Annotated in this window: 12 protein-coding genes and 2 pseudogenes; all 14 read left to right on the top strand. The window is 44.4% G+C overall.

Features of this window, described 5'->3' with window-relative positions; all coding sequences use genetic code 11:
- Positions 1-1,039 (top strand): annotated as a pseudogene (locus QVA83_RS20430) (vWA domain-containing protein); the annotation flags it as partial.
- A complete protein-coding gene (locus QVA83_RS20425) occupies positions 1,039-3,108 on the top strand; it encodes a vWA domain-containing protein (RefSeq protein ID WP_287498894.1) in 2,070 nt (689 codons plus the stop codon). The pseudogene QVA83_RS20430 and the gene QVA83_RS20425, both read left to right, overlap by 1 nt.
- Entirely contained in the window at positions 3,109-4,929 is a 1,821-nt protein-coding gene (locus QVA83_RS20420) for a BatD family protein (protein ID WP_287498893.1), read from the top strand.
- Between the two features lie 205 nt (positions 4,930-5,134).
- Complete coding sequence (locus QVA83_RS20415; RefSeq protein ID WP_156078085.1) at positions 5,135-6,988, top strand: DUF885 domain-containing protein; 1,854 nt, start codon at positions 5,135-5,137, stop codon at positions 6,986-6,988.
- Between the two features lie 116 nt (positions 6,989-7,104).
- Positions 7,105-7,662, top strand: a complete 558-nt coding sequence (locus QVA83_RS20410) for a sigma-70 family RNA polymerase sigma factor (RefSeq protein WP_014976004.1) — start codon at positions 7,105-7,107, stop codon at positions 7,660-7,662.
- Positions 7,655-8,359, top strand: coding sequence for a DUF3379 family protein (locus QVA83_RS20405; protein ID WP_014948800.1), 705 nt, complete (start codon positions 7,655-7,657; stop codon positions 8,357-8,359). The genes QVA83_RS20410 and QVA83_RS20405 overlap by 8 nt, the downstream gene beginning before the upstream one ends.
- Before the next feature lie 429 nt (positions 8,360-8,788).
- Positions 8,789-10,537, top strand: coding sequence for a GGDEF domain-containing protein (locus QVA83_RS20400; RefSeq protein ID WP_231515013.1), 1,749 nt, complete (start codon positions 8,789-8,791; stop codon positions 10,535-10,537).
- 116 nt (positions 10,538-10,653) lie between these two features.
- Positions 10,654-12,159 carry a sodium/proline symporter PutP gene (gene putP / locus QVA83_RS20395; RefSeq protein WP_039227233.1) on the top strand — a complete coding sequence of 502 codons (1,506 nt, stop codon included), beginning with the start codon at positions 10,654-10,656 and terminating at the stop codon, positions 12,157-12,159.
- Between the two features lie 265 nt (positions 12,160-12,424).
- Complete coding sequence (cysD, locus tag QVA83_RS20390) at positions 12,425-13,339, top strand: sulfate adenylyltransferase subunit CysD (RefSeq protein WP_014948797.1); 915 nt, start codon at positions 12,425-12,427, stop codon at positions 13,337-13,339.
- Positions 13,339-13,935, top strand: coding sequence for an adenylyl-sulfate kinase (gene cysC, locus QVA83_RS20385; RefSeq protein WP_014948796.1), 597 nt, complete (start codon positions 13,339-13,341; stop codon positions 13,933-13,935). Before cysD ends, cysC begins: the two co-directional genes overlap by 1 nt.
- Positions 13,935-14,726, top strand: coding sequence for a 3'(2'),5'-bisphosphate nucleotidase CysQ (gene cysQ, locus QVA83_RS20380; RefSeq protein ID WP_156078084.1), 792 nt, complete (start codon positions 13,935-13,937; stop codon positions 14,724-14,726). Before cysC ends, cysQ begins: the two co-directional genes overlap by 1 nt.
- A gap of 1 nt (position 14,727) precedes the next feature.
- Complete coding sequence (cysN, locus tag QVA83_RS20375; RefSeq protein ID WP_014948795.1) at positions 14,728-16,143, top strand: sulfate adenylyltransferase subunit CysN; 1,416 nt, start codon at positions 14,728-14,730, stop codon at positions 16,141-16,143.
- Positions 16,144-16,159: 16 nt separating this feature from the next.
- Complete coding sequence (locus QVA83_RS20370; RefSeq protein WP_014948794.1) at positions 16,160-17,884, top strand: SLC13 family permease; 1,725 nt, start codon at positions 16,160-16,162, stop codon at positions 17,882-17,884.
- A 276-nt stretch (positions 17,885-18,160) separates the two neighbouring features.
- Positions 18,161-18,309 (top strand): annotated as a pseudogene (locus QVA83_RS22475) (YIP1 family protein); the annotation flags it as partial.

Here is an 18,309-nt window from a genome sequence, read left to right as displayed (position 1 = left end):
CCCCTTGCCTAAAATCGTACGCCTGCTATCTAAAAAAGCACAACACATGCCCATGGCTGCATTGCGGGTACCAAGTTTACTACCTGGCGATGTGTAAGAGCAAATCCAGTTGAAACAAACCAAAATACCGCTGTTGGTAAGTAGCTTGATATGGCTGCTGCTAGTGACGGCTGCCGCGCGCCCTCAATGGTTAGGAGAGCCTGTCAGCATACCGAATGAAGGTCGAGAAATGATGTTAGCGGTGGATTTATCTGGCAGTATGAAGATAGATGACATGCAGCTTAATGGCCGACAAGTTAACCGTTTAACCATGACTAAGTCGGTGGTTTATGACTTTATTCAGCGTCGCGTTGGCGACAGAATTGGCCTTATCTTATTTGCCGATACCGCGTACGTTCAAGCGCCGCTTACCTATGACAGAGATACGGTTTCTACACTTCTGAGTGAAGCTGTCATTGGGTTGGTTGGCGAACAGACGGCTATTGGCGATGCGATAGGTTTAGCAGTGAAGCGCTTTGACGAACGGGAAGAGTCTAATAACGTTTTAATTCTTCTTACCGATGGGCAAAATACTGCAGGGAATATTACACCCGAACAGGCTAAAGAGTTGGCAATTAGTAAGGGTGTGAAGGTTTACACTATAGGTGTGGGCGCAGATAAAATGCTGATCCAGAGCTTTTTCGGCAGCCGACAAATAAACCCATCGCAAGAACTTGATGAAGGCATGTTAACCGACATTGCGACTAGCACTGGCGGCCAATATTTTAGGGCTCGAAATGCCCAGGAACTTCAAGCTATTTATCAACAACTTGACGCGCTTGAGCCTATTGAAGGTGAAACGCGTAAGATGCGTCCATTGAGCGCACTGTTTTACTATCCCCTTGGTGCGGCAATATTACTGTCAGCACTATGGGCATTCTTGACGGTTCTTTTATCAACATTTCGTTGGTTCGCACAAAGACGAATTAACTCGTCCCAGCAACCCCCGAACTCAGCTGATTCAATACAAGCAGCTCAAATAAATAGGGAGACGAAGTAATGGAATTCGACTTCTTAAACCAATTTCATTTTTTACGCCCCGAATGGTTTATCGCGCTCGTTCCCCTGATGCTGCTTGTGCTTTTAATTAGAAAAACCACGGCTAAGCAATCTGGCTGGCAATCTGTGATCCCTTCTCACCTATATCAATACATGGTGATTGGAAAAAACGAAATGGGCGCAAAACCTCCAATGTGGATGCTTGCTCTTGTGTGGATTATAAGTGTGATAGCACTCGCTGGCCCAACATGGGAGCGCCTGCCGCAGCCGGTTTACCAGTTGAAAATGGGACACGTTATAGTCATAGATATGTCGCTTTCAATGCGCGCTACCGATATGACGCCAGACAGGCTAACTCGCGCTAAATATAAAGCGATAGACCTAGTCAACGCTATTGGTGAAGGTGAAATGGGCTTGGTTGCTTACGCTGGCGATGCGTTTGTCATTAGCCCCTTAACCGAAGACGCAGGAAATATCACAACCCTAATCCCTAGCCTGTCACCGGAAATTATGCCCGTTCCGGGCAGCGACCCTCTCCTAGGTATAGAGAGTGCGTCAGAGCTTCTCACGAATGCCGGATATAACTCAGGCATGATCTACTGGATTACTGACGGAATAGAGTTAGAACAACAACAAGAGCTTCAAGAGTATGTGGCTTCTATTCCTTTTACAGTAAATGCACTTACCGTTGGGACATCTGAAGGCGCGCCTATCCGCCAGCAAAGCGGCGAGCTATTAAAAGACTTCACCGGCAGCATCGTTATACCCAAGTTAAACGAAGGCGCAGTGAAAGGCGTGGTTAAAACGAGCGGCGGACGCTTTGAATCCTTTACATCAAACGACACCGACATTGATGCCCTCGCCTCGGTATCTCTGCTTGATAAAAGCGACAGCGAAGAGAACGAAGAAGAGAGTAATTTACAAGGAGACCAGTGGAAAGAAGTTGGACCTTACTTGCTACTTATACTTCTTCCATTTGCCGCCTTTGCATTCAAACGCGGGTTAGTTTTCATCGTGTTGGTGGGTTTACTTAGCCCCTCTATGATTAAAAACGCCCATGCTTTGCAACGTGCCCAAGCCTCAGAAATTGCTGGCTCGTCACAAAGCATAGGCGCACCAGAAGATACTCTAGAGATGGCAAATAAACCTGATTCACTCTCATGGTGGCAAACGCCATTTATGAATGACAACCAAGAAGCATTAAACAGCTATCAAAGAGGCAAGTACAAAGACGCCGTTAATCAGTTTAATGACGACACTTGGAAAGCATCATCACTTTATAAATCAGGTGACTACGAAGGTGCATTAAATGCCTTCAAAAACATTCCTGGCCCCGAGAGTCTTTACAATCAAGGCAATGCACTGGCAAAACTCGGTAAGCTTGAAGACGCTATTAAGAAATATGATCAGGCGTTAAGCGAAGCACCGGATTTCGACGATGCAAAAACCAACAAAAAGATTGTCGAGGATTTGCTGAAGCAGCAGCAACAGCAAAATCAGGATCAAAACCAGAACGAAAATGGCGATGATGGCGAACAGAGTGACTCGCAGGATAATGGCCAAGATAGCTCTGATAACTCTGATAATTCTGATAACTCTGATAACAACAGGCAATCAGGTGACCAGGACAATCAGGAAGGTTCAAACGAGCAGAATGGTCAGCAAGACAATAATGAGGGTCAACAGTCTGACCAAAGCCAAGCTAACGATGAACAGCAAAGTGGCGGAGATAATTCACAACAGCCTGATGATTCCGAGATGAACAGTCAGAACGAGTCATCAGACTCTCAGCAGCAAAATGCAGAACAAGAGCAGTCTGACCAAGGTGATGATGCACAGCAAGACAGCGCGCAAGCACAAAAAGACGAACAACAAGCAGAGCAGGAAGCACAGGCAATGCAAGGTCAAGAGACCGAGCTTACCGACGCAGAAAAAGAAGAGCTGCAGCGAATGGAGAGTTTAATGCGCCGCGTGCCAGACGATCCTGCATTCCTACTAAAACGAAAAATGCAATTAGAAGCACAAAAACGTCAGCGTCAACGTATGCCTTCAAACCGGAGTGATTGGTAGATGAGAGCCTTATTACAATCTACACTTATAGTTTTTTTATTAACCCTACTCTTAAGTACGGCGGCTTATGCCGATGTACATTCGCTGGAAGCCACCATTGATAGAAACCCTGTCATGTTGGATGAAGCCATTCGCTTAACGGTTACCGCAGACGGCAGCGCGGACAGAGATGCATTCGATAGCTCTCCCCTGCTTAAAGACTTTGTGGTCGGAAGAACATCAGTAAGTAGCCAAACCTCAATTGTCAATTTCGACACCAAGCGCACCACCGTTTGGACCACTACGTTATTTCCTCGTAAGGAAGGCACGTTTACCATTCCTTCATTAACCATTGAGGGAAAATCTACCCAACCTATTCAGGTCAAAGTTATTCCGGTTCAAGAACAAAGTAATGTCGCCCGAGACTATTTTGTTACCACTGACATCGACGTAAAAGAGGCCTATTTAAATCAACAGCTGCTTTACACGGTTAAGCTGTTTCTTTCTAGCAATATTGAGCGCGGCAGCCTACAAGCGCCAGAAATGCAAAATGCGGAAATCACCCAGCTAGGAGAAGATAAACAGTATACAGATATAGTAAATGGAAGACGGTATCAAATTATAGAGCGTCAATTTGCTGTTGTGCCTCAAGCATCCGGTGAATTTGCGCTAAGAGGCCCTATTTTCACTGGCGAAGTTATGGCTGCCAATACTAACCAACGTTTTGGCTTCTTCAACCGCACCCAGCAAATTAATCGGGTTGGGCCCGACATTACGGTGAACATTAAGCCCATTCCTCAGGGGATAGATTACCCTTGGTTGCCTTCTGCAATGGTGCGAGTGGATGAAGAATGGCCACAAGGTGATAGTTTTGTAGCAGGTGAACCAGTCACCCGTATTGTTACGCTAACCGCATTGGGCGTAGTAGAAGAGCAGCTTCCTGATATTCCTGAGTTTTATCCGCCAAACTTTAAGCTGTACCCTGATCAATCTAATACTACGACAGTTGAAAAAGACCAGAGCTTAATTTCACAGCGCCAAACGTCGCTGGCGATCATTCCAACGCAGCCTGGTAACTTTGTCTTACCTGAAATTACTATCCCTTGGTTTAATACGCTTACTCAGCAAACTGAATATGCCACTATTCCCGCTCGTTCAATTACGGTAGCGCCAGCGAGCGGCGCAAATAATGCCAATACTCCGAATAGATTAGACACTCCATCAATCAGTAGTGCAAGCAATGAAGATATTCAAAATGATATACCGTCAACTGCACCACAGACTAACGCTAGTGCTAGCAAAGAGGGTGAACCATTAGACAGCGCTTCAGGTGAATTCAATACTAACGAAAATACCCAGCTTAATTGGATGGTAACTGGTGCACTACTTGTGCTGTTCGTCATAGCGCTTACAGGATGGTTAGTTACCTACAGAAAGCTTAAACAGGCTCAGTTCATGGGACCTGGGATCACTAACAAAACCGGCTCTGCACAGCGCCCCCACTCTTATGCTCAGTGGGATGAAAAAGCACAGTTTCAAAACCTTATGTCAGTAATAAAGGCAAAGGACACACGTTTACTTACGTCTGCTCTTAAGCAGTGGGTAAACGCGTTAACTTCGGGTAAAGCGCAACTTTCGCAGTTTGAAGGAATCAACGCTAGTGTTAATGAGCTCTATGCACTGCGCTTTTCAGCCAATAAAGCTGACGCTAGCACCCAATCTAAACAGGTCATGAAAGCTTTAGATAAACTTTCACATGAAGCTAAGCTTGCCCGCAGCGAATGGAAGCAAAAAAGTGAAGGGAACAATAACACGCTATCTGCCTTATATCCTGCTTCATAAAACGCATTTCATTTGCCAATACACTAGAATTTGCGTAATGAAAGCCCTTGCAATTAGCTAAATCACTGTGACAAGGGCTTCGTAGCAGAAATGATTGCGTTCGAGAAACAGTCGAGCCTTTGAGCCTTATTGTCCTCTTTAAGGCTTATTAACCTTAGAAGCTTTAGCTTATAAAAATAATCAATTAAACGCGACGGGGAATATAATGAAGAAAACACTAGTAAAGCTAACGCCAATTGCGTTGGCCATTACCACGCTTACGGCTTGCTCTCCTGCAAGTGAAACCGCTAAAACAGCGCCAGAACCTATTAAAACAGAACAGCCAGCCGGGCAGTCTGAATCAGAGCGCCTTAATGCGTTCTTCGAACGTACTTTTGAAGAAGATCTTAAGCGTTCGCCATTATTTCAAAGTTACTTGGGTAAAAAATGGGACTATGACAAATGGGATGACATCAGTGACGAAGAAGCTGATGCTCGCATTGCCATCGCCAAAAACCGACTAGAAAAGCTTAATAGTTTTGACACCAGTCAGTTAAGTGAACAGGAACAGCTAAGCTTGCGCCTGTACAAACTAGGTATTGAGCGCGATTTAGCTAACGACGAATTTCGACATCACCGTTACATTGTACATCAGTTCCGCGCCGCGCATACACAAGTGCCTAGCTTCCTTATCAACATTCACAGCGTAAAGAGTAAAGAGGACGCTAAGGCATACATTGGACGACTAGACAATGTACGTACGTACTTTGATCAAGTTATCGAACAAATGAAAGTTCGCGAAAAAGCCGGTGTATTCCCCCCAGCATGGGCCTACGATCAAATGATTGATGCGTCAAAAAACGTGATCACCGGCGCACCATTTGATTCTAGCGAAATACCTTCAACTATCTGGGAAGATTTTCAAAATAAAGTAAATAGCTTGGATGTTACAGAGGCTGAAAAAACGACGTTATTAGGTGAAGCGAAAGCCGCTTTGGTAACATCTGTCATGCCGTCATACGAGAAGTTTATTGAAGAACTCGCTCATCAAAGGGAAATCACGCCTGAAGGCGATGGTGTGTGGCGCTTACCCAATGGTGATCAATGGTATCAGAATCGTCTAAACTGGTTTACCACTACAGACCTAACCGCTGAAGAAGTCCATCAAATTGGCTTAGACAATGTAGAGCGCATACACGATGCAATGCGCGACATTATGAAACAAGTGAAATTTGAAGGCACCCTTCAAGAGTTTTTCGTTTTCATGCGTGAAGACGAGCAATTCTATCTACCTTCAACAGATGAAGGTAGACAGCAATACCTTGATATGGCGAAAACCGCCATAGACGACATGCGAGAGGCGATTCCTGAATACTTTGGTATTCTTCCAGAAGCGCCAATGATTGTTAAACGTGTTGAAGCGTTCCGCGAACAGTCTGCGGGCAAGGCGTTTTATCAAAGCCCAGCGCAAGATGGCAGCCGCCCAGGTATTTATTACGCAAACCTTTATGACATGAAAGCAATGCCTACTTATCAGTTAGAGGCGCTGGCGTATCACGAAGGCATCCCAGGTCATCACATGCAGCGCGCTATTGCACAAGAGCTAGAAGGTGTACCTCAATTCCAGAAATTCTTGAGCTTTACCGCATACACAGAAGGTTGGGGCCTATATACCGAAGAACTTGCAAAAGATATGGGCTTTTATAAAGACCCTTATTCTGATTTCGGTCGTCTAGCCATGGAACTTTGGCGCGCTTGCAGACTTGTGGTTGATACGGGTATTCATGCGAAAAAATGGACGCGTGAAGAAGCCGTAGATTACCTTGTTGAAAATACGCCAAACCCTAAATACGACGCGCAAAAAGCCATTGAGCGCTACATTGCTATGCCAGGTCAGGCTACGGCCTATATGATTGGTAAACTGAAAATTATGGAACTTAGAGAGCATGCCCAAGCTGAACTTGGTGACAAGTTTGATTGGAAAGGCTTCCATGACGAGGTATTGAAGTACGGTCCAGTCCCACTTTCTATTTTAGAAGAAAACATTAATGCTTGGATTACTTCCCAAAAACGTACCTAGTTTTTCGAACTAGGTGCTCTGATCACTGGAAATAAAATGAAAACGCGCCTTTCGGCTAACGAAATGGCGCGTTTTTTATGCCATAGTGAGAAAAAATTAAGTTTTTGGATTTTTTTATGTTTGGGCGAAATAAATCCGATAGTGCTCAGGTCTTATCGGGTATGAAAGCAAAACACCAAAGATATGAAGCATTAGTAAAGGCATTTCACGCCGACATCTACCGCTATGCATTTTGGCTTATCAAAGACCAGAGCATTGCTGAAGATGTTGTTCAGGAAACCTTTTTACGTGCTTGGCGCTCATTAGACGCCCTAAATGATGAAAAAGCAGCAAAGTCATGGTTAATTACCATTCTTCGCCGCGAAAACGCCCGTCGGTTTGAACGCAAACAGTTCGACACAGTAGATATTGATGATTGCCATATTCAAGATGACACACAGCATGCTGATGGGGACTTGAAAGATAGAGAGCTTCAGCGACTATTAGGTGGATTGAGTGTGGAGTATCGTGAACCCTTAATACTCCAGTTGATCTTCGGTTTTAGTGGCGAAGAGATCGCCAACCAGTTAGGGCTTAACAAGAACACGGTAATGACTCGCCTTTTCAGAGCGAGGAATCAGCTAAAAGAGGCATTAGAGAAGCAAAATGAACAGAGAGGTCGTGTAAATGGATGAGTTAGAATTTAGGCGTCGTATCTACGCCGATCCAGAAACGACTGACAGTGATGTTGTAGAAGCGGCAAAAGCGGATGAAAGTAAACGCAGTTTCTGGAATGAACAAAAGCAGTTAGATAAGCAATTAAAGCAAGCATTGAAAGTCGATGTACCAGAGGATCTCGCAAGCAAGCTAATATGGCAGCAGTCTGCAGACGAATTCACCCGTTATAAACGAAGAAGTCGTTGGTATTTAGCCATGGCTGCATCGGTTGCTTTCACTGTAGGTATCGGACTTACCATGTGGTACCACCAACCGCTTAGTATTGGCGGACAAGCACTTGCCCATATGCAGTACGCAGAAATGGAACACGCTCATTCGTTGCTTCCTGTTGATTTGAACATGGTTAACGCAAAGCTAGCAAGCTTTGGTGGCAGCTTTAGCGAAATGCTCGACGGTGTAGAGGTCGCAAACTATTGCCATTTGAGCACAGTTAGAAGCCTTCATCTGATTGTGAATACGCCGCAAGGCAAGATGTCGGTATTCGTAGTACCTGAACGTGGAGATGTCTCCGTTCCAAGCGAGTTTGCCGATGGTCAGTACCACGGAGAGAGCATTAAAATGAAACACGCCAATGTAATGATTGTTGGCGATAAAGATGCTGATTTAAGCGATATGAAAAAGGCGGTGTCAGAAAGGATTCAATTCTCTGCTTAACACACGTTATGTAACTGTAAAGCGTTCCAAAAAAGTGCGTATCTTTAGCACTTCCCTTCGTCGGCCCCCTATGGGCCGATTTTTTTGCCCAAAATTAAGATGAAACCCTGCTCAATAAAACTTATACTCCGACTTAAAGGTTAAAACGTCCGTTTTAATTTCAGTTAATCACTTCATTCACTTACCCGCAGTAAAGAGGTCTCCATCACAATGAGCGCTTGGTTTCGTTTTACAAGGCTAATGATTTGCCTTTTGATTCCTGCAATAGCTTGTTTCACTGTCTTTGCTCAAAGTATAGATATTCCCAACGCACTTAGACTAAAAAAACTTGATAATTATAGTCATATAGCTGCAACGGCAATTTATCATTGGAATACACCTAGCGAGGTGAGCAATGAGAATATCATTGCTATGTTAACGAGCGCCGGTTTGCAGAATGACACGCAAAGTGAAGGCGTGATATTTAGACACTTGTTGGCCACTTATACTGCGAATGATGCTGACTCGCCGAGAATCCCACTTTTCGTTAAAGAGCCTCTATTAGATAAGCATTGGCAAGAGCTTAAGACAATTAAGCCTGAGCTTTTCGCTGCTGCGAAGGCATATTACATTTATGCTAGAGCGGTAAATGATTTTAAAGGCTCTGACCATAGGGTAAATTTTTCTGTTCCTGAACTGCGCCGTTTACAGCGAGAAGCGCTAGAAACTGGGAGTCGACGAGCCACTGCTATAGCTAGCATATGGTTAGCGATGGAACTCACCCTTGCGAACCCAATACAAGCAATTAATGAAATCGAATATGCGTTACCGCACCTTCCTCGATACTCATCAGACAAAAGCTTAGAAAATGCGTTATCAAACGTAATTGCACATGATTGGCTGAGAGGTGCTTACCTGGAACTCTTCGTTCCAAGCAGAGCATTTTTCCACTCAAAAGAGATCATTGAAAGTAAAACGCAAGATAACAACACCATGGTAAAGACTTGGGCCTACTTCTCGGCCATCGATTCATTGTTAATTCAAAATAAGTTTGAAGAAGCATTGGCTATGTCAAACGACGCAATAGAGCATTTGTCCACAGTAACGTCAGTGCACGAAAAGTTGTTGACGTATGTCCAAAGACTTCGTGTAGTAGTGTTTCAAAAAAGCGAAGGATATGAACTGCTAGCGCAAGAAGTCATGACGCAAATCAGGCAGCTTGATACCACAGAGGTAAAACAAAGAACTGAGGAGCTTTCAGCTTACGCAGATGCACTTTACGCTGCGGTATTGAACGATGATGCTAAATTTCAAGACTCCCTTCAGCGTTACCGCAATATCGTTCTGGCTACTATTCCAAATTCGGGTTTTAAAGAAAAAATCAAGCTTAGGTTAGAGCGGGAGCTTTCTAGGCTTTACGATGCTTCGGGTGACTACGAAAAAGCATATGAGCATTCGAAAACCTACAATAGGCTTCTTGTTGAAAAAAACACTGAGCAATTCAAGTTGTCAAATTCTTCGTTTACCGACGGTATTGCGAAAGATATCGAGTTAGCGCGATATCGACAAAAAGAACTCACTGTGCTCAGAAGTGAAAAAGATGGCCTTTCTACCGACAAAGAAGCAATGAAAACCACCATTTTTGCGTTGATTATCACAATTCTCATCATTCTTGCACTATGGCTATGGATTTCAAAACGACAGAGCGACTTGCTAGCTGAGCGTGACTCACTTACCGGTGCTCTCACGCGACGAGCTATGCTAAACAGTTTGAAAAAAGCACTGAAAGGCAATAAAGCGTCCTGTATTGCTCTACTTGATGTCGACAACTTTAAAAAGATTAATGACAAATACGGCCACGTTGTCGGTGATGAAGTGTTGACTACCTTTACGCAGATTATCAAAAACCGAATTCGTAAGTCAGACAAGCTCTGCCGATATGGCGGCGAAGAGTTTTTGATTTACTTTTCCGACTCCGACCAAAGGTCTGCTAAGCGAATTCTGGACGAGCTGAATTTCGCGCTTTCTCGCCAGAAACACTGGAGCAATACAAAAGAAATGTTTTCCGTGAGCTTTTCTTCGGGTCTGTTAGACGTCAACGGAGAAACCAACCTAGACACCATTATCAAGATGTGTGATGAGCTTCTCTACAGAGCCAAAAGAGAAGGTCGAGCGCGCGTTGCATCTTTTCCAATTTAACCTTTCGCCAAACTTTATTTACGAATTACCGTATAGAAAACATGCAAGGTCGCTGACTGACATAGAGACTCTATGTCATAGGTGTTAGCATGAAAGAAAAAACATAGGGAATTTATATGGCTACTGGCACGATAATCTCGTTGGGTTTGTATTTTGTTGTAATGTTAGGGATAGGCCTTTTCGCTTATCGGCAGACAGACACCAACGTAGAAGGCTATATGCTTGGCGGCCGCCAACTAGGCCCCGCGGTAACCGCGCTTTCAGCAGGTGCATCGGATATGAGCGGATGGATGCTCATGGGCTTACCCGGTGCAATGTATGTATCAGGCTTATCTGCTGGCTGGATTGCCGTTGGTTTGACACTCGGTGCTCTGGCAAATTATATGTTAGTTGCTCCACGCCTTCGCGTTTACACTGAAGTAGCCAACAACTCCATTACCCTCCCCGACTATTTTGAAAATCGCTTCGCTGACAACACGCGTTTATTGCGCGTTATAGCCTCTGTGGTTATCGTTGTCTTCTTTACGCTTTACACCTCTTCTGGTGTGGTAGCTGGCGGAAAGCTCTTTGAGACATCATTTGGATTAACTTATGAGACCGGCTTATACGTCACCGCGGGTGTCGTCGTAGCTTATACCCTCGTAGGCGGTTTCATGGCAGTAAGCATGACCGACTTCGTTCAGGGGTGCATCATGTTTGTATCTCTCATTATGGTACCTGCCGTTGTTATTAGCGAGTTGGGTGGAATCGGCGCGTCAATTGACGCCTTAGATACCATTAATCCGGCGCTTTTCGATGCATTTATGGATGCGTCTACCAATGAAGCACTAAGCGTAATAGGCATTGTTTCACTGATGTCATGGGGCCTAGGTTATTTTGGTCAGCCTCATATCATTGTGCGTTTTATGGCGATACGTTCTGTTAAAGATATACCAACTGCGCGCAATATCGGTATGAGTTGGATGATTGTGTCGATTATTGGTGCGTTAATGACGGGGCTTTTCGGCCTTGCCTATGTAACAGGTAACGGAAACGAAATCGATCCAGAAACCGTCTTCATCTATTTATCTCAAATTCTATTCCACCCGCTCATCGGTGGCTTCCTGCTCGCTGCGATTTTAGCGGCGATCATGAGTACTATTTCTTCTCAGCTGTTGGTAACCTCAAGTTCACTAACCAGTGACTTTTATCAAGCCTTCCTAAGACGTGATGCGTCAGATGGCGAGCTCGTTATTGCTGGTCGAGTCAGCGTAGTAGTTGTCGCGCTCGTAGCAATCTATCTAGCTTATGATAGAGACAGCACCATTTTAACGCTTGTAAGTAATGCTTGGGCTGGCTTTGGTGCAGCCTTCGGACCGCTTGTACTATTTAGCCTGTTTAAGCGTGAAATGACTCGCCGTGCTGCATTAGGTGGTATGATCGTTGGTGCAGTGACGGTGTTACTGTGGATTTATCTTCCTATTGAAATCGGCGGCCAAAAGCTTGGTGACTGGATGTACGAAATTGTCCCTGGGTTTATTTTATCTAGCTTAACCATCATGATTTTAAGTAAATCTGGCTCGCCAAGAGAAGGTGTGGTTGATACGTTCGACGCTTTCCAGACCAAATTGACTGAAAGGTAAGCGAACGATACGAAATAACTCATTCGCAACGAAAGTGAATAACAAGCCCTGTTTATGTTACTAAACAGGGCTTTTTTCTTTTTATAGGCCTTGAAAAAAATGGCTTATGCTTCAATTGCATGACAGTTTTATTTATTGGAATAAGATAGCTATTTTAAATAGCAAAATCGCATACTACTTTTGAAATTAAATATGTTATCGTTCTATGCAGAAAAATAACCCATATATAACTTTTTTGTATATAACATAAAATTCGGACTTCAAAATGACTGCTAGTATCCCGTCTGTAACGCATTTGAAACAACTCGAAGCCGAGAGTATCCAGATTTTCCGTGAGGTTGCTGCTGAGTTTGAAAACCCAGTTATGCTTTACTCTGTAGGAAAAGACTCTTCTGTACTGCTTCACCTTGCCCGTAAAGCGTTCGCGCCCGGCAAAATTCCTTTTCCATTATTACACGTAGATACCACGTGGAAGTTTGGTGAAATGATTAAGTTCCGTGACGAACAAGCTAAGAAACACGGTTTTGATTTGCTTGTTCACATCAATGAAGAAGGTGTTGAAGCTGGCGTTGGCCCATTTAGCCACGGTTCAGCAAAACATACTGACATCATGAAAACCCAAGCACTTAAGCAAGCACTGAACAAATATAAGTTCGATGCTGCATTTGGTGGCGCTCGACGCGACGAGGAAAAATCACGTGCCAAAGAACGTGTTTACTCATTCCGCGACAGCAACCACCGCTGGGACCCAAAAAACCAGCGTCCAGAGCTTTGGAATATTTATAACTCTCAGGTTAATAAAGGCGAAAGCATTCGTGTATTCCCAATGTCTAACTGGACTGAGCTAGATATCTGGCAATACATCTACCTAGAAAACATCGATATTCCACAACTTTACCTTTCTAAGCCTCGCCCTGTCGTTGAGCGCGACGGCGTTCTTATTATGGTTGACGACGACCGTATGCCGCTAGAAGAAGGTGAAGTACCAGAGATGCGCTCTGTGCGTTTCCGTACTCTTGGCTGTTACCCACTTACCGGTGCGGTAGAATCAGAAGCAGCTACCCTACCTGAAGTTATCCAAGAAATGCTGCTTACCAAGACGTCTGAACGTCAGGGCCGAGTTATCGACCATGACAGCGCAGGCTCTATGGAGAAGAAGAAAATGGAAGGGTACTTCTAATGGCCACCGACAACGTTGTTTGGCATAAACACGAAGTAAACAAGACCACCCGCTCTGAAAAGCTTGGTCAAACGCCTCGTGTATTCTGGCTAACGGGTTTAAGCGGCTCTGGTAAATCGACATTAGCCAACCTGCTTGAGAAAAAGCTTCACGAGCAGAACAAGCACACCTATCTGCTTGACGGCGACAACGTGCGCCACGGTCTGTGTGGCGATTTAGGTTTCAGCGATAAAGATCGCGTTGAAAACATTCGCCGCATTAGCGAAGTCGCTAAACTTTTTGTCGATGCCGGTACCATTGTGCTTACCGCTTTTATCTCGCCTTTCAAAGCCGACCGCGATTATTGCCGCAGCTTAATGGAAGACGGAGAGTTTGTAGAAGTGTTTATCGATACACCTCTTGAAGTGTGTGAAAAACGCGACCCGAAAGGGCTATACAAGAAAGCGCGTAGCGGTGAAATTAAGGACTTCACAGGTATTGATTCAGCCTATGAAGCACCTGAAGCGCCAGAAGTACACTTAACCTATCAGGATGAACCAGCAGAGCAAACCGCTGAGCGATTGTATGCTTTGCTTCAAGAAAAGGGATTGGTGTAATGACACAGCCTTTAAATAGTCTTGCACAAAAAGTGCTAGCTATCGCCAAAGAAGCTGGCGATAAGATAATGGCCATTTACGAGAAAGACTTCGCCATTTATGAAAAGCAGGATACCAGCCCGCTAACAGAAGCTGACCTTGCCGCACATAACGTAATCGTTAACGCCCTTGAAGCTGAATCTGACCTGCCGATTCTTTCTGAAGAGTCAGCAGATATTTCATGGGAAGAGCGCAAAACGTGGTCGTCATACTGGCTGGTAGACCCGCTAGACGGCACTAAAGAGTTTATTAAGAAAAACGGTGAGTTTACGGTAAATATTGCACTTATCGAAAACGGTAAACCGACCATGGGTGTGGTTTACGCGCCAGCACTAAACAAAAGCTATGTAGGTATTGTTGGTAAAGGTGCGTGGACTGAAGTAAATGGCGAATTTACCGCTATTTCTGCGCGCAAGCACGATGGTGCCGAAGTGTGGAAAGTGGTAGGTAGTCGTTCTCACCAAAGCCCAGAAATACAGAATTTATTGGCACAGCTTAACGGTGAAACCGAGCTTGTGGCGATGGGTAGCTCACTGAAGCTTTGCTTGGTGGCTGAGGGCGAAGCACATCTTTACCCTCGATTAGGCCCAACATCTGAATGGGATACAGGTGCAGCGCACGCAGTCGCACTCGCAGCAGGCGCAAACGTCACCGTACTTGACCCTGAAAACCCATTAGATGACAACGCTGACGCTCTTACGTACAACCAAAAAGAGTCTGTGTTAAACCCCTTTTTCCTTGTGAGCGCATAACATGAACAATGAAAACGAATTATTGAGACAGGACATTCTGTCTTACCTAGAACAACACGAAAAGAAAGACATGCTACGTTTCCTTACCTGCGGTAGCGTAGACGACGGTAAAAGTACCCTAATTGGTCGCTTGCTTCACGATTCTAAAATGATTTATGAAGACCAACTTGCAGCTATCACTAAAGACAGTAAAAAAGTGGGCACTACCGGCGAGAAAGTTGACCTTGCCCTTCTTGTAGACGGTCTTCAGTCTGAGCGTGAGCAAGGGATTACTATCGACGTAGCATACCGCTACTTCTCTACTGACAAGCGTAAGTTTATTATCGCAGATACTCCGGGGCACGAGCAGTACACCCGTAACATGGTAACCGGTGCGTCAACGTGCGACCTTGCTATTATTCTTGTTGATGCTCGCGGCGGCGTTAAGGTACAAACGAAACGTCACTCGTTCCTGGTTTCTCTTCTAGGTATAAAACACGTTATTGTTGCTATCAACAAAATGGACTTGATGGACTATTCAGAAGAAGTGTACAAGCAAATTCAGGAAGACTACCTGAAGTTTGCTGAGCAGCTTGATATTCCTGACATTCAGTTCGTACCTATTTCAGCACTTGAAGGCGACAACGTAGTAGGCAAGAGCGAAAAGACCCCATGGTTTGACGGCACGCCACTTATGGAAATGTTGGAAAACATTGAAATTGGTGAAGACGACAACCTAGAAGATTTTCGCTTCCCTGTACAATACGTTAACCGCCCTAACCTAGATTTCCGGGGCTTTGCGGGTACGGTGGTATCTGGCCAAGTTGCACCAGGTGATGAAGTAACGGCACTTCCTTCTGGTAAGAAATCAAAGGTGAAGCAAGTCGTTACGTTTGAAGGCGACCAAGAGCGCGCTTATGTACCTCAAGCAGTAACGTTAACGCTAGAAGATGAAATTGACATCTCTCGTGGCGATATGATTGTAAAATCAGACAACTTGCCACTGCTTAACACGCAATTTAAAACTCACCTTGTGTGGATGTCTGAAGAGCCGCTAATGCCAAACAAGCAATACTTGTTTAAGTTCGCGACTAAATCAACGCCAGGGGTAGTTGCTCATATCGATAATCAAATTGATGTGAACACGTTGGAAGAAACGGATGCCATGCACTTAAATCTTAACGAGATTGGTGTAGTAGATGTTAAGTTTACTCAACCTGTTGCCTGCGACCCGTATAAGCGCAACCGCCCTACCGGTTCATTCATCGTCATAGATCGCTTGACCAACGGAACCGTTGGTGCAGGTATGATCATTGACGAAATTGCGGGTGACGCACAGCATACATCACCAAACTTCTCTGAGTTCGAGCTTGAATTCAATGCACTAGTACGCAAGCACTTCCCGCATTGGAACTCTGTGGATATCAGTAAACTTTAAGCAGGACTGGAGCAATATGGATGTGACCCAGTTCATCGTACTGGCAGTATTTGCCGGTACGATATGCGCGCTGATCTTTACCAATCAGCGCCCTTCCACTGTGTTTTCTGGTGCAGTGTTAGCTTTACTGGTTACCCAGCAGTTATCTCTTGATGACATCTTGCTAAATTTAACAAACAAGGGTCTTATTACCCTTGTTTTGTTGCTTTTGGTGAGCAGTGCAATTGATAAAACAGCGTTAATAAAACGCCTAGGTAGGAAACTAGTAAGTGCTAACTTTACTCAATCCTATTGGCGCTTGTTTTCACTGACCTTTTTATCGTCTGCGCTTTTGAACAATACTGCTATTGTGGCAAGTCTTATTGGTCCAATTAAGCAAAACCAATATCATCCTGCCTCTCGATTACTGATCCCGCTCTCATACGCAGCTATCTTAGGCGGTACGGTCACCTTAATCGGTACGTCTACCAACCTAATCGTAGACAGCTTTTTGCAAGAGCACGGGCATCCAGGCTTTAACTTTTTTGACTTCACACTTTATGGCACCGTAGCGGGTTTAAGCTGTGGTCTTCTCATGTTTTTGTTACTGCCTTTGCTACCTCATATTGGCAATAAGAGTAATAACTATCACGAGTATATGGTTGAAGCCGAAGTGGAATCTGGTTCAGAGCTCATAGGCAAAACCGTAGAACAAAACCATTTACGTAACTTACCAGAACTCTTTTTGGTAGAAGTGGTGCGCAATGGCAACCTGATATCTCCTGTTGGGCCTGACCTGGTCATTCTGGAAAACGACAAACTGATCTTCTCTGGCAACGTTCAAAAGCTTGATAATCTTAGCCACATAAAGGGGCTAAGCATGTTTGCTGAGACCGATGGGGTATTGCGTGAGAGCTTAACCGAGGTAGTTGTTGCCAATCGCGCTCAAGTTATTGGGCAAACCATTAAAAAACTTGGCTTTAGAGCCCTGTTTGATGCGGCTGTTGTAGCCATTCGCCGCGATGGAGAGCAGCTGTCAGGCAAGTTAGGAGAAATTAAGCTTCAAGCAGGTGACTTCTTACTTTTAGCTACAGGCCCAGACTTTGCGACTCGTCAAAATTTAAATAAAAACTTTTTTATTTTGTCAGAGCAAAAAATCGCCCGCCCACTAACCAACAAGCAAGAGTGGATTACCCTTGGCGGCTTCCTTTCCACGGTGTTATTGGCTGCAACTAATGTCATTTCACTGGCTATTGGTCTGCTGTTTTTAGCCGCTGTGCTAATTGGCGTAAGGGTAACGTCAAACGGCGAAATGAAACGAAATTTACCGTTGAATTTGATTGTTGTGATTGTAGGCGCGCTAAGCCTGGCAACCGCATTAGAAAATTCAGGGGTTATTAATATAACCACCGAGGCACTTATGCCGGTGTTGTCGGGTACTGACTGGTTCATAGCATTGTTAGTCATCTACTTGCTAACACTGGTTTTAACAGAGTTCGTTACCAACAACGCTGCTGCAGCGTTAATGTTCCCGTTTGCCTACGGGTTAGTGCAAATCATTGGCGCACCGCTAATGCCATTTGCATTAGCGGTAGCATTTGCAGCAAGTGCCAGTTTTATTTCACCATTCGGCTATCAAACCAACTTGCTTGTTTATAATGCGGCGAATTATAAGTTTTCGCATTTTATAAAAATTGGACTGCCTATTTCGCTGTTGTATAGCACCATAGTTTTGACACTGCTTAATATTACTTATTTGTAAGGTCTTGCGGCGCGTTTTGAGAGGACATAGAAAATCACCAAAGATAGAGCAGCAATCAGCAGTATTACGTAAAGGGAAGCGAACGCTTCCCTTTTTTTATTTATAACCTTTCAATACATTCATTTTCTCTTACAAATATCAAGATGTTGTGCTGTACAACATCTGTAGCCAACAGTAATCTATAACTCAATTTATTGCCTGCCTGTTGGCAAGCTAACAATGATCATGGCTTTACCCAGAGCCAGAGTAATAAGAAAAACGAAATAGGAGCAAGGGATGCACAATGTAACGAACCCCTTTCAAGCGTGTAACGATATTTTCTTCAAGCCTAATGGCGTATTTAAAGCAGTAGGTGAAAACAACAATTGGAGCTGGATGCCATTTATATTGATCATGGCAATTTCGCTTGTTTCCCAGTACTTGTA

The sequence above is a fragment of the Alteromonas sp. AO-Serp genome (assembly GCF_017849675.1).
Taxonomy (GTDB): Bacteria; Pseudomonadota; Gammaproteobacteria; order Enterobacterales; family Alteromonadaceae; genus Alteromonas; species Alteromonas macleodii.
This window is presented reverse-complemented; position numbering and strand designations above follow the sequence as displayed.

What these genes read in the sequence shown, in the direction of transcription:
- QVA83_RS20425 (WP_287498894.1), top strand. Translation starts at nt 1,039, where the DNA reads ATGGAATTCGACTTCTTAAACCAATTTCATTTTTTACGCCCCGAATGG.
- QVA83_RS20420 (WP_287498893.1), top strand. Translation starts at nt 3,109, where the DNA reads ATGAGAGCCTTATTACAATCTACACTTATAGTTTTTTTATTAACCCTA.
- QVA83_RS20415 (WP_156078085.1), top strand. Translation starts at nt 5,135, where the DNA reads ATGAAGAAAACACTAGTAAAGCTAACGCCAATTGCGTTGGCCATTACC.
- QVA83_RS20410 (WP_014976004.1), top strand. Translation starts at nt 7,105, where the DNA reads ATGTTTGGGCGAAATAAATCCGATAGTGCTCAGGTCTTATCGGGTATG.
- QVA83_RS20405 (WP_014948800.1), top strand. Translation starts at nt 7,655, where the DNA reads ATGGATGAGTTAGAATTTAGGCGTCGTATCTACGCCGATCCAGAAACG.
- putP (WP_039227233.1), top strand. Translation starts at nt 10,654, where the DNA reads ATGGCTACTGGCACGATAATCTCGTTGGGTTTGTATTTTGTTGTAATG.
- cysD (WP_014948797.1), top strand. Translation starts at nt 12,425, where the DNA reads ATGACTGCTAGTATCCCGTCTGTAACGCATTTGAAACAACTCGAAGCC.
- cysC (WP_014948796.1), top strand. Translation starts at nt 13,339, where the DNA reads ATGGCCACCGACAACGTTGTTTGGCATAAACACGAAGTAAACAAGACC.
- cysQ (WP_156078084.1), top strand. Translation starts at nt 13,935, where the DNA reads ATGACACAGCCTTTAAATAGTCTTGCACAAAAAGTGCTAGCTATCGCC.
- cysN (WP_014948795.1), top strand. Translation starts at nt 14,728, where the DNA reads ATGAACAATGAAAACGAATTATTGAGACAGGACATTCTGTCTTACCTA.
- QVA83_RS20370 (WP_014948794.1), top strand. Translation starts at nt 16,160, where the DNA reads ATGGATGTGACCCAGTTCATCGTACTGGCAGTATTTGCCGGTACGATA.